Source organism: Peribacillus sp. NPDC060253 (genome assembly GCF_042727425.1).
Lineage (GTDB): Bacteria > Bacillota > Bacilli > Bacillales > DSM-1321 > Peribacillus.
Genome location: NZ_JBHXAS010000129.1, coordinates 1 through 12,638 on the forward strand (window position 1 = coordinate 1; position 12,638 = coordinate 12,638).

At 39.7% G+C, this 12,638-nt stretch carries 11 protein-coding genes, 9 tRNA genes and 1 rRNA gene; 1 reads left to right on the plus strand and 20 read right to left on the minus strand.

Annotated features, from left to right (window positions below):
• Positions 1-128 precede the first annotated feature (128 nt).
• The 9 genes from ACFWE9_RS22670 to sigW form a co-directional block, all read right to left on the minus strand.
• The gene (locus ACFWE9_RS22670; protein ID WP_230161254.1) at positions 129-1,007 is read right to left on the minus strand and encodes a CPBP family intramembrane glutamic endopeptidase; all 879 of its coding nucleotides are present in this window, start codon (positions 1,005-1,007) and stop codon (positions 129-131) included.
• Between the two features lie 933 nt (positions 1,008-1,940).
• Positions 1,941-2,312: an iron chaperone gene (locus tag ACFWE9_RS22675; protein ID WP_230161258.1), complete on the minus strand. Its 372-nt coding sequence runs from the start codon at positions 2,310-2,312 to the stop codon at positions 1,941-1,943.
• A 24-nt stretch (positions 2,313-2,336) separates the two neighbouring features.
• Entirely contained in the window at positions 2,337-2,483 is a 147-nt protein-coding gene (locus ACFWE9_RS22680; RefSeq protein WP_377358922.1) for a hypothetical protein, read from the minus strand.
• Between the two features lie 233 nt (positions 2,484-2,716).
• Complete coding sequence (gene glmS / locus ACFWE9_RS22685; protein ID WP_230161262.1) at positions 2,717-4,519, minus strand: glutamine--fructose-6-phosphate transaminase (isomerizing); 1,803 nt, start codon at positions 4,517-4,519, stop codon at positions 2,717-2,719.
• Positions 4,520-4,982: 463 nt separating this feature from the next.
• Positions 4,983-6,332 (minus strand): phosphoglucosamine mutase, encoded by a 1,350-nt coding sequence (gene glmM / locus ACFWE9_RS22690; protein WP_230161264.1) that lies wholly within the window; start codon positions 6,330-6,332, stop codon positions 4,983-4,985.
• Between the two features lie 53 nt (positions 6,333-6,385).
• On the minus strand, positions 6,386-7,741 hold the full coding sequence (locus tag ACFWE9_RS22695) for a CdaR family protein (protein WP_377358924.1): 1,356 nt from the start codon (positions 7,739-7,741) through the stop codon (positions 6,386-6,388).
• Positions 7,734-8,558 (minus strand): diadenylate cyclase CdaA, encoded by an 825-nt coding sequence (gene cdaA, locus ACFWE9_RS22700; protein WP_230161268.1) that lies wholly within the window; start codon positions 8,556-8,558, stop codon positions 7,734-7,736. Before cdaA ends, ACFWE9_RS22695 begins: the two co-directional genes overlap by 8 nt.
• Positions 8,559-8,777: 219 nt before the next feature.
• Positions 8,778-9,401, minus strand: coding sequence for an anti-sigma factor family protein (locus ACFWE9_RS22705; RefSeq protein WP_230161270.1), 624 nt, complete (start codon positions 9,399-9,401; stop codon positions 8,778-8,780).
• A 16-nt stretch (positions 9,402-9,417) separates the two neighbouring features.
• Complete coding sequence (gene sigW / locus ACFWE9_RS22710; protein WP_230161272.1) at positions 9,418-9,981, minus strand: RNA polymerase sigma factor SigW; 564 nt, start codon at positions 9,979-9,981, stop codon at positions 9,418-9,420.
• A gap of 171 nt (positions 9,982-10,152) precedes the next feature.
• Between sigW and ACFWE9_RS22715 the strand changes: the two genes are divergently transcribed.
• Positions 10,153-10,338, plus strand: coding sequence for an aspartyl-phosphate phosphatase Spo0E family protein (locus ACFWE9_RS22715; protein WP_230161274.1), 186 nt, complete (start codon positions 10,153-10,155; stop codon positions 10,336-10,338).
• Between the two features lie 138 nt (positions 10,339-10,476).
• On the opposite strand, the gene rocF is transcribed toward ACFWE9_RS22715, so the two are convergent.
• The 11 genes from rocF to rrf all read right to left on the minus strand — a co-directional run.
• Positions 10,477-11,379, minus strand: a complete 903-nt coding sequence (rocF, locus tag ACFWE9_RS22720; protein ID WP_230161276.1) for an arginase — start codon at positions 11,377-11,379, stop codon at positions 10,477-10,479.
• Between the two features lie 218 nt (positions 11,380-11,597).
• Positions 11,598-11,673 (minus strand) — tRNA-Ala (locus ACFWE9_RS22725).
• 21 nt (positions 11,674-11,694) lie between these two features.
• Positions 11,695-11,766, minus strand: a tRNA-Gly gene (locus ACFWE9_RS22730).
• Between the two features lie 3 nt (positions 11,767-11,769).
• Positions 11,770-11,844 (minus strand) — tRNA-Gln (locus tag ACFWE9_RS22735).
• Positions 11,845-11,948: 104 nt separating this feature from the next.
• A tRNA-Tyr gene (locus ACFWE9_RS22740) sits at positions 11,949-12,032 on the minus strand.
• A gap of 18 nt (positions 12,033-12,050) precedes the next feature.
• A tRNA-Thr gene (locus tag ACFWE9_RS22745) sits at positions 12,051-12,126 on the minus strand.
• Between the two features lie 15 nt (positions 12,127-12,141).
• Positions 12,142-12,217, minus strand: a tRNA-Val gene (locus ACFWE9_RS22750).
• 18 nt (positions 12,218-12,235) lie between these two features.
• A tRNA-Glu gene (locus ACFWE9_RS22755) sits at positions 12,236-12,310 on the minus strand.
• Positions 12,311-12,339: 29 nt separating this feature from the next.
• Positions 12,340-12,412: transfer RNA gene (locus ACFWE9_RS22760), tRNA-Thr, on the minus strand.
• Positions 12,413-12,415: 3 nt separating this feature from the next.
• Positions 12,416-12,490, minus strand: a tRNA-Asn gene (locus ACFWE9_RS22765).
• Positions 12,491-12,535: 45 nt separating this feature from the next.
• Positions 12,536-12,638 (minus strand): 5S ribosomal RNA (rrf, locus tag ACFWE9_RS22770); the annotation flags it as partial.

A 12,638-nucleotide genomic window follows, 5' to 3' on the forward strand; every position in this document is an offset into this window, starting at 1 on the left:
ATTATAATATATTTCATTTTGCTCCCTAGATATTTAAATATTTTCTACAAGTTCTGCCAGATAACGGATTTAAATTTGCCCAAACCGCATTTTCTTGAGCGCTATTAATAATCACTGCTTCTGTTCATTCATTTTAATACCTGAATGAAATATATTATTAGGAAAATAACATACATCAAAAATAACAAAATAATGTATCTATCAAAGAACTTAACTTTTTCACTTTGAAAATGATTATTTTTTCTTACTTTTATAAATAAGTAAGTTGATATAGATAGAAAAAGTATTAAACCAGTTATGGTGGTAATTGGAGACACCATTACTTTAAAATAAGTTTCAGTAACCTTTTCCGGGAAATGCATGATAATCCTCATTATTTCATTCACTACAAAATGATAAAAGATAGCCGGTACGATACTTCCAGTATAGATGGTTAATAGTGCAAAAGAGATACCCATTACAAATGCAAAAACCAAGTTTCCCACCGTCATATGATAAATGCTAAAAATAAGTGCACTTAAAATTATGGCCGACTTTATGTTCATTCTCTGATATTGTTTTAATAATATACCCCTAAAAAGAATCTCTTCACTAATCGCCACTGAAAAGCCAATCATCATAATGCTGTAAAAACTTATGTTTTCATTACTCTCCATAAGTGTACTAACAATTTTTTCAGCAGTAAGCCATTCCCCAGTTAGTAGATAATATTGAATCCTACCAAAAAACATAGTTATCATGTGAACGGTAATACCCATTAAAATACCAAGAAGAATATATTTTATATGTACCTTTTTTAGCCTAATGCTAGATAAGGTTACTTTTTTCTTTTTTAAGAAAAGAATAAGCACATAGATAATAACCAGTTTACTTAAAAAGAAAAATAATTGTTTGCTTATTTGCAAAGAAAGTTCTTGTAATATAAGTTGTGTAAAAGGAAAAATAATCATAATTAGTATCGTTATATATAATATAAAGCGATGAGTTTGCTTAATATCAGTATCCATTTTTACCCCTTTGTAAAAGAAAGTTCTAAAAAAACCCTTAGAATAAGGGTTTCATTTGTACTATTGTCAACTTATTTTGTTGCTACTTTTTTATATTTAATGTAGGTTGTATTTGGAAAACAGCAACAGATAAACGACAATCAAGAGTCTTTCACAAAAAAGTGACTGATACTACAACATGGAGTCTTAACCTTACCTTTAGGGTAGAAATAGGTGGTATAGTAGCTATGTCTGGTGGTGGAGAAAAGGTACATTCGGCAACGAAAAAATGGGACCAATATAAAGAAACAATTTTTTAAATAATTTTCAATTAATTAATCTCACGTCATATCTTTTTTTACTAGATCAAAATCCTTTAATAGTTTCGAACAGTTACTCTTTAGTATTCTTTTAAATGTTTTTCTACCACATTTTTTTGTTTGAGCTTATATATCGCATAAAGCTTCATAAATTCAGCATCGTCAAAACTTATTTCTTCGCCAACTGCATAGTAATCAGATATTTCTGATATTTTTTTGAAAATTTTCCTTTTTTTAAAATTCTTTTAATGACTTTCAGCTGAAGAATATCCTCGTGAAATACATACTAATATAACTAATAAGGCAATGATTGCCCAAATGGCCTTTTCATAAGAAACCCCCTTTAATATCTTAAAGTAGTTTGGTTGTAATATTTTTATATCTCCATTTTAACAAAACCAAAAAAACAAGGAGTTCCAAATTTGGAACTCCTTGTTTTTTTTTTGAACTTTAAACTATTTATGTATCGCATAAGGGAGAGTTTCACCCCCTTATTTTATAGAGCTAGATCAGACTGCAGATATGGAGATCTTATAACCTCAGAACCACATCGTTTCACTTCTTATATGAACAGAACCTTGAATAATGGACACTTTAATAGAGGTTCAGCTCACCCTTAATAAACCCGATTTTTTTATTTCCGCCAAAAAGTTGAACAGTCTGCCTTATCAAAAATATTAAACTCGATCATTCTCTCAAGTAATGAGTAATCAACCGGACGATCCCACTTGATACGCACCAACTGCTTGGTGTGATCATAGCCAGCCTGCACAATTTCATCAGAAAAATGGTTAATCCCTGCTATTTCAGGGGCAACAGCCAAATGATGTTTGGCTACGCTAAAGCCAATAATATATGTGCCATGATCGGTAAACATAGGCTGATTCCACGCAATTTTTGGCATTAAGCTTGGAAATTTCTTAGTTACCCAAGCCAAAACTTCTTCCGTTCGGTCCCGATGTTGCGGGTTATCAATCTTCGCTAAAAATTCTGCAAAAACTTCCATGTCATTCTCTCCTTAAATTAAAAATTATTTTTGAATTCCCTCATCCGTATCATCAATAAGTATTAAACCGCCATTTTCCACATCATCTAAATTTAATGCCTTATGGATTTCTTTCATCAATCCACCATAAGAAATCAATCGTTTGTAAGTCAGCGCCCTTTGTTCAGCCATAGTTTTATTACTTCTTCAATTTCGACAAAGTCCGCAGACTCTTTTTTAGGTTTAACTTTTCTATATGCACAATCGGTTAGATGCTCTCGTTCTTTTGACATAAAAAAATACCCCGTTAGATAATCATATCTAACGGGGTGATACGGTGCAACTTTTTTAAAACAGTTAATCTTTTTTCAAAACGATCAAACTTTACTTCAAATCTACAAAACATACGTTGCATTCATTCCAGCTTACTCAACCGTTACGCTTTTCGCAAGGTTACGTGGTTTATCCACGTCACATTCGCGGTGTAAGGCAGCGTAATATGCAATGAGCTGCATCGGGATAACAGAGATAAGGGGTGTTAATAGTTCGTTCACTTCCGGGATGATAAAACGATCATCTTCTTCTTCAAGCCCCTTCATGGAAATGATGCAAGGGTTGGCTCCGCGGGCAACGACTTCTTTGACATTACCACGGATGCTTAGGTTGACACCTGCCTGTGTAGCAAGGGCTATGACAGGTGTACCATCTTCAATCAAGGCAATCGTTCCGTGTTTAAGCTCACCGCCAGCAAAGCCTTCTGCCTGAATATATGAAATTTCCTTCAGCTTAAGCGCCCCTTCTAGAACAACATAGTAATCTAGGGACCTTCCGATGAAGAAACAGTTTCTTGTCACAGACAAATATTCTTGGGCAATGGCTTCCATCTCTTCTTTCGAATCACATAGGGCTTCCATTGCAGTCGCGACGATTCCAAGCTCTTTTACAAGGTCGAAATCAAACTCCAGTTTACGGAATTGGCCAGTTACATTTGCCAATATGGCCAACACTGCCACTTGCGCGGTGTAAGCTTTTGTTGAGGCAACAGCAATTTCAGGTCCTGCATGCAGCAAGAGTGTATAATCCGCTTCACGTGAAAGTGTAGAGCCAGGTACGTTAGTGATGGTCAACGCTTTATGACCAAGAGCCTTGATCGACACTAATACGGCTCGGCTATCTGCCGTTTCCCCACTTTGTGAAATGAAGATGAATAGCGGTTTTTTCGATAATATCGGCATATTGTAAGTGAATTCCGATGCCACATGGACTTCAACCGGAATTTCCGTCATTTTTTCGATGAATTGCTTACCGATCAACCCTGCATGATAGCTGGTTCCGCAAGCGATGATATAAATACGGTCAGCCTCACTTACGGCTTCTGTAATGCTATAATCGATTGCAAGGTTACCTTCTTCATTCTGGTAAGCTTGAATGATTTTACGAATGACAGCTGGCTGCTCGTCAACTTCTTTCAGCATATAGTGAGGATACGTACCTTTTTCAATATCACTTGCATCCAGTTCAGCAGTGAATGGAGCACGGAAAACTTCTTCGTTGGAAAGATTCTTGATCGTTACCTTTTCATTTGTCACAATGACCATTTCTTTATCCATCAGTTCAAGGAACTGATCTGTGACTTGCAACATGGCCATTGCGTCTGAAGCGACAACGTTAAAGTCATTTCCCACACCGATTAACAGCGGGCTTTTATTTTTTGCGACAAAAATGGTTTCATCATTTTCAGCATCCAAAAGGGCAATGGCATATGAGCCTTCTAAAAGAGTGAGAGTTTGACGGAATGCCTCTTCCACTTCCATACCACCGTTTACGAACTTCTCAATGAGTTGAACGATGACTTCTGTATCCGTTTCACTTTTAAAGGCAACATCCTTCAAATATTCACGTTTTAGAATCGCATAGTTTTCAATGACCCCATTATGAACTAAAGTCAAGCGACCTGAATTACTTTGGTGAGGATGGGCATTATCACGGCTTGGCACACCATGAGTGGCCCAGCGTGTATGTCCTATTCCAGTATGTGCAATAGTATTTTCATCCACGGCCCCACGCAAGTCCGCAATTCGTCCCTTTTCCTTAAAGATTGTCACGCCTGCATCATTTTTTACGGCAATCCCTGAAGAGTCGTAACCGCGATATTCAAGTTTTTCAAGACCTTTTAATAAAATTTCCTTCGCGTCATTAAGTCCAATATATCCAACAATTCCACACATAATTTCTGCTCCTCCAACCGATTCGAGGGAACAGGAATGCACGGGGGCATCCCTGCCCCCTCATCTCTGATATATATTTTTATAAAGGAAATGCCCTAAAGCACTTTTTCCCATTGTGCATTTCCAATCCTTTGTGCAGTAAGTTGCCCTACTGTTTTAAAATTGGAATTACTGCGGCTGTGCACTTCAGCCGGGAGGTATCCGCCGAACATTCGATAAACCTCCTCCTCGTCAACTAAGCCTTTCTCGACCAGACTTAGTTCAGGCGCTTTTGTAAAACATTTCTTCTTGCCTACCCTCCTTTTCAAACAACCATTTTATAGAAAATGAGATGTAAATCAGGATAATCATACCTTAAATAAGGGACATAGGTCAATTCTTTATTACCGTGACCAAGGAAAAAGAACTTCTTTATAAAAATATGCATAAAAGGAATATTGGTTCCTTTTATGCATATGATTGGTTATTCGCTTATTCCCATTTCCGCTCTTACCACAGAGACGATGCGATCAACATAATTTGTGCATTCTTCAGTAGTCGGTGCTTCAGCCATAACACGGACTAGCGGTTCAGTACCGGATGGTCTCACCAAGATACGACCGTTTCCGGCCATTTCCCCTTCTACTTCCCTAATGACTTCCTGTACCTTTTCATTATCAGTTACAGCATGTTTATCGGTTACTCTGACATTGATAAGTGTTTGTGGATATTTCTTCATCTCACCAGCGAGCTCCGATAAGGTCTTTTGTGTATCACTCATGATGTTTACAAGCTGTAAACCCGTCAATAAGCCATCTCCTGTCGTGTTATAGTCCAGGAAGATAATATGTCCGGATTGCTCGCCGCCAAGGTTATAGCCGCCTTTTCGCATCTCTTCTACCACATAGCGATCCCCCACTGCCGTTTGGGCGCTTTGTATGCCATGCTCTTCAAGACCTTTATAAAAACCTAGGTTACTCATGATTGTGGAAACCACTGTTCCCTGTTTCAGACGATTATTTTCTTTCAAGTATTTCGCACAGATATACATGATTTGGTCGCCGTCCACAATATTTCCCTTTTCATCTATGGCAATGACGCGGTCCCCGTCGCCATCGAAAGCAAGTCCGACATCCGCACCTTTTTCTTTTAAGAATTCAGCCAGTGCCTCAGGATGAGTGGAACCTACCTTATCATTAATGTTCAATCCATTTGGCGATGCCCCCATTGTAGAGATGTCTGCATCCAGATCAGCAAATAAATGCATGGCTAAAGATGATGTTGCTCCATGTGCACAATCAAGCGCAACATGGATGCCTGTAAATTCTTCATCCACTGATTGCTTCAAGTACTGGAGGTACTTTTGACCACCTTCGAAATAGTCGTTCAAATGACCTAAATCTCCGCCAACGGGACGTGGAAGTTCATCCTTTTCCAAATCTAACAGTGTTTCAATTTCCGCTTCTTGATCATCGGAGAGCTTAAATCCATCTGGGCCGAAGAATTTAATGCCATTATCCGCTACCGGATTATGCGAAGCGGAAATCATGACACCCGCTTCAGCACTAAGGGCCTTTGTTAAATAGGCAACTCCTGGTGTCGAAATGACACCAAGGCGCATAACTTCAGCCCCAATGGATAATAGACCAGCTACAAGTGCACCTTCCAGCATTTCACCTGAAATACGTGTATCGCGCCCTATCAGCACTTTGGGTTTTTCTGTATCTTTAGTAAGAACGTAACCACCAAAACGGCCTAGTTTAAATGCCAACTCCGGTGTTAATTCGCTATTCGCAATACCCCTTACTCCGTCTGTTCCAAAATATTTGCCCATCTTTATCGCTCCTTCTTCTAATCGTTACTGAATTAAATGATGTTAAAGGAAGGTCATGTCGCTTCGTCTTTTTGAGTAATGGAGACCTTAATCGTTTTAGAATCCAGTTCCCAATTCACTCCCGCAGGCGCTTTTACCACCAGTTCTACATCATGTGTACCTTCATCTAAATTACTCACATCTACTGTAAGATTAATGTCGTCTTTAGTTATTTTCTTCAAATCATCCGCCTCACCAAGCAAAGTAATGCTTGTTACATCGGTTTCCAATTCGGCATCTTGGTCTGCTTGTATGCCCACAGGCTCTATATTCATATTATTGAATGTCTTAGACTCAATGGCAGCGGGTTCATCTTTTTCGACTACTTTTTCTTGTTCTTCTTGTTCATCTTGTTCTTTTACTTGTTCTTTCTCTTCTTCGACTGGTTCTGCATTCTCTTCATCTACGTCCACTTTTTCCGTACGAATTTTGACCTTTGCCTTACCCAAGGACATTTTTTGTACACTATCCGGTTTAGTAAGATCGAGTTCCAATTCCGTATCACCATCAATTTTGGAGATATTTACAGGTAAATCTATTTCACTTATATTTTCCAGGCTCGTTTCTGACCCAAATAAGGTGACCTCTTTAGGATCGACACTTAAACTCTTGATCCTAATGCCATCCTTTGCCTTCCCGGTTTGCTTTGGTGCTATGGAAACCGTCTTTGAAGGTATGCTCACTTTTAAAGAAACGGCTACCGAAGCAGGCTCGATCGTCACATCCAACTTATTCAAGTCCCGGTCAAGAGCTTTAACGGTTGCCTTCCCATTCACCGTTTCATCAAGTCCCTTACTTATTTCAAGGTTTGCCTTTACATAGGAAATTTGTTCAATCGCGTCTTTGGCGCCTGTTATTTTAACAGTTTGAGGGCTCACGGTTGGCTGTCCAGCGGTATATCCATCTTCAAGTAATGAGTGATTATACTCTGCTTCAACGGAGAACTCCTTCGTCACTCGTTCCTGAACATTGACTTCTGCATATTCCGGATCGATTGTCGCCACTAACTTTTCATTCAACTGACTTATTTTAAATGTGACAGTTCTATCCCCCATTGAGATTTCAGGATCCGATAGGTCTACATAAACTTTGAAATCCCTTTGGTTTTTTGCATTTATCAATAGACTTTTTGCTCCCTTTAGAGTAACATCCACCGTTTCCGGCACACCGCTCACTACCAGATTTTCACGGTCATAGTACACTTCAACAGGTACATTTTCTATGGTCTCCGTACTGATTTCAGGGGCTGTCGATAAACCAAGGGATTTTTTATCCGACTCCATCTCAAAGTTAATGGAAATGAACAAAAGTGCTGCCAAGGCAAAGGCTACGATTCTCATAAACCAAGCACTATTAGTGAATTTATCCATTCTTTTTCCCCCTCCAATTCCAGATGCCTGAGGAAGTTGATTTGATGTTTTCCACTACCAGCTCACTTGTAAGCATGGCCCTGAAAGATTCTTGGTTCAAATCCCGGTAGAGTTCCCCGTTTTTAGTAACGGATATCCCTCCCGTTTCTTCTGAAACAACAATCGTAAGACTATCCGTCACTTCACTCATGCCAATGGCAGCCCTATGCCGGGTACCAAGTTCTTTTGATATGAATGGACTTTCCGATAATGGTAAGTAGCAAGCTGCAGCTGCCACCTGGTTATTCTGCAAAATAACCGCGCCATCATGGAGTGGCGTATTAGGTATAAAGATATTGATGAGCAGTTCTGAAGAAATATAGGACTTTAGAGGAATCCCCGTTTCCACATAATCCCCCAGCTCTGTTCCTTTTTCTATCGTAATCAAGGCTCCGATCCGCCTTTTCGCCATATACGTGGACGCCTTCAGGATTTCTTCAACTAAGCGTTCTTGCTGATTCTCTTCTGGAACGGTGCCCCTTGCAAAGAGCTTCCCGCGTCCTAATTGTTCTAGTGCCCTTCTCAGTTCAGGTTGAAAAATTACAAGAATTGCCAGTACTCCCCAATTCATGACTTGTGCCATTAACCATCCAAGTGTATTGAAACCAAACAGGTTGCTTAAGCTTTTTACAATTACAATTACAAAAATTCCTTTTAGCAGCTGAATAGCCTTCGTGCCTCGAATAATAGTTAACAATTTATATATCACAAACCAAACAAGGAGAATATCAATGAAATTTATTACATAGTCCCAAACATTCAAATTGGATAAAGACATGTTGTTTCCTCCAGTCAGTATTACTCCAAATAACAATTACAATCGTTATGTAATAACTTTAATAGTATACCATTTTTTAAATGATACATCTAAAACTAGTGTGAGAAATTTGCATGTTAAGAACGAATAATGGAAAATGAATCCCTTTTCATTAAAAAATAAAGCTGAGCGAAGTCACCGTATATGAAAAACGATGTCCTCTTCTCAGCTTCTACACTCCTATTCCTTTTCTTCCTCTTTAGAAGGAACCAACGACGTTGCAGTATCCTTTACTTTATACCACACCCACTCAAAAGCTTGGTCAATGACACGGATGCTTCCTGTCACATTCCCTGCCTTGGACATATATTTATGTCCATTTATGACTGTCACATCTCCCTCTACTTCACCATCTATTTGAATGTTACCATTTTGAACTACCACATTTCCCTCGATTTTCTCACCTGCAGGCACAATAACCGTTTCACCTTCTACTACTAAATTGGGCTGTTTGGAAACTGAAAAATGTTCGTCCTGATTATAAGTGGAAAAAACAGAACCTGTCATCAATATAATGAACATGGCTGCCGCTGTCATGAAGGGATGGCTTTTAAACCAACGTTTGGCGCCCGTTGTTTTCGTTTCCTTTGGCAATTGAGCCATTACCTTTGCTGTAAAGTCATCCGGCGCCTTAATATGGGAAGTACTCTGTACAAGAGCGACCGCCTTTTTCATTTCATGAAAATAATTCCGGCATTCAGCACACGTATGCAAGTGCTCCCGTAAAACTTCTTTATGCTCCGGTTTGATGTCCTCATCTAAATAATCATGCATATATTCAATGATTTCCTCATGGCAGTTCATTTTTCTCACCTTCTTTTTATAAATGGCGTAGTTGTTTACGCAAGGCTTCCCGACCACGATGTATTCTCGTCTTAACCGTACCGACTGGCAAATCGAGTATTTCGCTGATTTCCTTTAAAGATAACTCTTCAATATACTTCAATACGATTACCGATCGGTATTTCTCGGGCAATTTCATTATCTCCGCCTGAATGGTTTCCTGTAATTCTAAAGATTCAACCTCTTCCTCGGGCTTCGCCATATCCGATGCAATTTGGGAATACATATTCAATCCGTCTGTTCCAGCAACATCTGCATCTAGGTAGTAATCTGGTTTTTTCTTGCGAAGACGGTCAATACAAAGGTTAGTGGCAATCCGATATAACCATGTGGAAAATTTCATTTGTATATTGAAACTGCGGATATTCACGAAGGCTCTTACAAAGGCCTCCTGTGCCAAATCTTCTGCTTCTTGCCTGTTTCCGAGCATCCTGAAACATATCTGGAAAACTTTGTCCTTGTAAATTTCGACAATTTCCCCAAATGCATTATGGTCTCCCTTTAATACTTGATTAATTCTCTCTTTAATGAGTGCATCCATTTTCCGGTATTACCCCCGCTCATGCGGCTATACGATTATTACGAATCGCAAGCTGAAAGGTTTCAAAAATTTAATACATTAATTTTAACAAAGTTTTACATTTTATGTTTAAGAAAAAAAAAACAGGGTTATATAGTAAGAAATTGTAAATATGAGGGAGTGAATCTCTATATGAAAGCAGAACAAATTTTAGACCATATTGAGCAATACAGACAGAAAATGATGATATTGGCCTCCCGTTCTTCGATGGTTGATACTGAAGTTGTTGAAGTAAGCAGCAAGCTGGATATCTTAATCAATCAATACCTACATTTGACAAGAAGTGAAAGTCTCACGGACCGACGTGCTCTTAAGTGAATATGGTTATGCAATTGCAACCATCTATATACAGTTATGCTTATGATACTTACACCCTGGACAATAAACCTACGTCTTCTAGCATATAAAAAACAGTAACCCATTACAAGCCGGTTACTGTTTCTTTTATTTTAACAGTTATAATAACTTTTCTCCAAATAGCGATCCCATGAGTGCCACGGCAACGATCGCCGTTTTATTTCGCTCATCTAAAATGGGATTCACTTCAACGAATTCAGCTGACGTAATCAAGTTGGATTCCGCAAGCATTTCCATGGCCAAATGGCTTTCCCGATAACTTATACCACCATTCACCGGTGTTCCTACTCCAGGTGCATCTGACGGATCTACCCCATCCAGATCCAATGAAAGGTGGACACCGTCCGTTCTTTCTCTTAAATAACCTATACATTCTTCCATGACCCTTGTCATACCCATGCGGTCGATTTCATGCATCGTAAATACTTTAATCCCTTTATCACGTATAAGTTCTTTTTCCCCTTCATCCAATGACCTTGCACCAATTATTACGATATTTTCCGGTTTCACTTTTGGAGCGGAACCATGGATATTAATTAGGTCCGGATGTCCCAGCCCAATACTGACAGCAAGCGGCATTCCATGTATATTTCCTGATGGAGAAGTTTCTTCCGTATTTAAATCACCGTGTGCGTCGTACCAAATCACACCTATATTATCATAGTGTTTTGCGACGCCGGCTAATGTTCCTATAGCTATTGAATGGTCTCCCCCTAGTACAAGAGGAAAAGAACCGCCTTCTATTATTTCATCTACTCTTGCAGCTAACTGAGTGTTACCCTTTGCAACAAGAGATAAGTTTTTTAAATTTGTTCCAGGTTTATTTGCATTTCCAGGACGTCCTACAACAATATCGCCTAGATCTTCTACTTCTATATTTAATTGCTGAAGACGCTCGATAACCCCTGCGTAACGAATGGCACTAGGCCCCATATCCACCCCACGCCTTGCTTGACCAAGGTCCATAGGCAACCCTATGACAGAAATTTTCTGAATAGACATACAACTCCCCCTTTCCACTATTTTATATCGTATATCAAGGTGGTTCAACTGGACATTTCCATGAATAAAGATGCAGTCACTTTTCTCATATCTTAATGTTTTATCGGATTTTTTTAAAAGGCTTATTATCTATCGTGAATGGTCACTCCTGAAATTAAATAAAAAAAAAGTCTTAAACCATTTTGGCTTAAGACGTAAGTTTTGGTGTATGTAGTTGATGGTGGAGCCTAGCGGGATCGAACCGCTGACCTCCTGCGTGCAAGGCAGGCGCTCTCCCAGCTGAGCTAAGGCCCCTAAGGAATGTAAACTATAATAAGCGGAAGACGGGATTCGAACCCGCGACCCCAACCTTGGCAAGGTTGTATTCTACCACTGAACTACTTCCGCAAATGGCTGGGCTAGAAGGGATCGAACCTTCGCATGACGGAATCAAAATCCGTTGCCTTACCGCTTGGCTATAGCCCAATAATATGATATGTATCATTAATATTCAACAAAATAAAAAGTGGTAATCATATATTTCCCTAATATAGAGAATATATAACTGATCCACAGGATTTTCATTAAAATGGTGGAGGGGGGCAGATTCGAACTGCCGAACCCAAAGGAGCGGATTTACAGTCCGCCGCGTTTAGCCACTTCGCTACCCCTCCGCAATATATGGTTGTAAATGGTGCCGGCAAGAGGACTTGAACCCCCAACCTACTGATTACAAGTCAGTTGCTCTACCAGTTGAGCTACACCGGCAAATAATGAATATAATGGTGGAGGATGACGGGATCGAACCGCCGACCCTCTGCTTGTAAGGCAGATGCTCTCCCAGCTGAGCTAATCCTCCATATTAATGAGTTGAAAATGGTGACCCGTACGGGATTCGAACCCGTGTTACCGCCGTGAAAGGGCGGTGTCTTAACCGCTTGACCAACGGGCCGGACTTTTGTGTTCATAGATAGATTGGGAAGCTCCCAAGCGGATTCGAACCGCTGACCTCTTCCTTACCATGGAAGTGCTCTACCTACTGAGCTATGGAAGCATATGGCTCCGCAGGTAGGACTCGAACCTACGACCGTTCGGTTAACAGCCGAATGCTCTACCACTGAGCTACTGCGGAATAATATTATGTTTCCTTAAACCCATTTAAAGATTTAAATGAATAGCCTGGCAACGTCCTACTCTCACAGGGGGAAACCCCCAACTACCATCGGCGCTGAAGAGCTTAACTGCCGTGTTCGGAATGGGAACGGGTGTGACCTCTTCGC

Bases quoted from the DNA above. Each gene is read 5' to 3' on its own strand.
- ACFWE9_RS22670 (WP_230161254.1), bottom strand. From the start codon at position 1,007: ATGGATACTGATATTAAGCAAACTCATCGCTTTATATTATATATAACG.
- ACFWE9_RS22675 (WP_230161258.1), bottom strand. From the start codon at position 2,312: ATGGAAGTTTTTGCAGAATTTTTAGCGAAGATTGATAACCCGCAACAT.
- ACFWE9_RS22680 (WP_377358922.1), bottom strand. From the start codon at position 2,483: ATGGCTGAACAAAGGGCGCTGACTTACAAACGATTGATTTCTTATGGT.
- glmS (WP_230161262.1), bottom strand. From the start codon at position 4,519: ATGTGTGGAATTGTTGGATATATTGGACTTAATGACGCGAAGGAAATT.
- glmM (WP_230161264.1), bottom strand. From the start codon at position 6,332: ATGGGCAAATATTTTGGAACAGACGGAGTAAGGGGTATTGCGAATAGC.
- ACFWE9_RS22695 (WP_377358924.1), bottom strand. From the start codon at position 7,741: ATGGATAAATTCACTAATAGTGCTTGGTTTATGAGAATCGTAGCCTTT.
- cdaA (WP_230161268.1), bottom strand. From the start codon at position 8,558: ATGTCTTTATCCAATTTGAATGTTTGGGACTATGTAATAAATTTCATT.
- ACFWE9_RS22705 (WP_230161270.1), bottom strand. From the start codon at position 9,401: ATGAACTGCCATGAGGAAATCATTGAATATATGCATGATTATTTAGAT.
- sigW (WP_230161272.1), bottom strand. From the start codon at position 9,981: ATGGATGCACTCATTAAAGAGAGAATTAATCAAGTATTAAAGGGAGAC.
- ACFWE9_RS22715 (WP_230161274.1), top strand. From the start codon at position 10,153: ATGAAAGCAGAACAAATTTTAGACCATATTGAGCAATACAGACAGAAA.
- rocF (WP_230161276.1), bottom strand. From the start codon at position 11,379: ATGTCTATTCAGAAAATTTCTGTCATAGGGTTGCCTATGGACCTTGGT.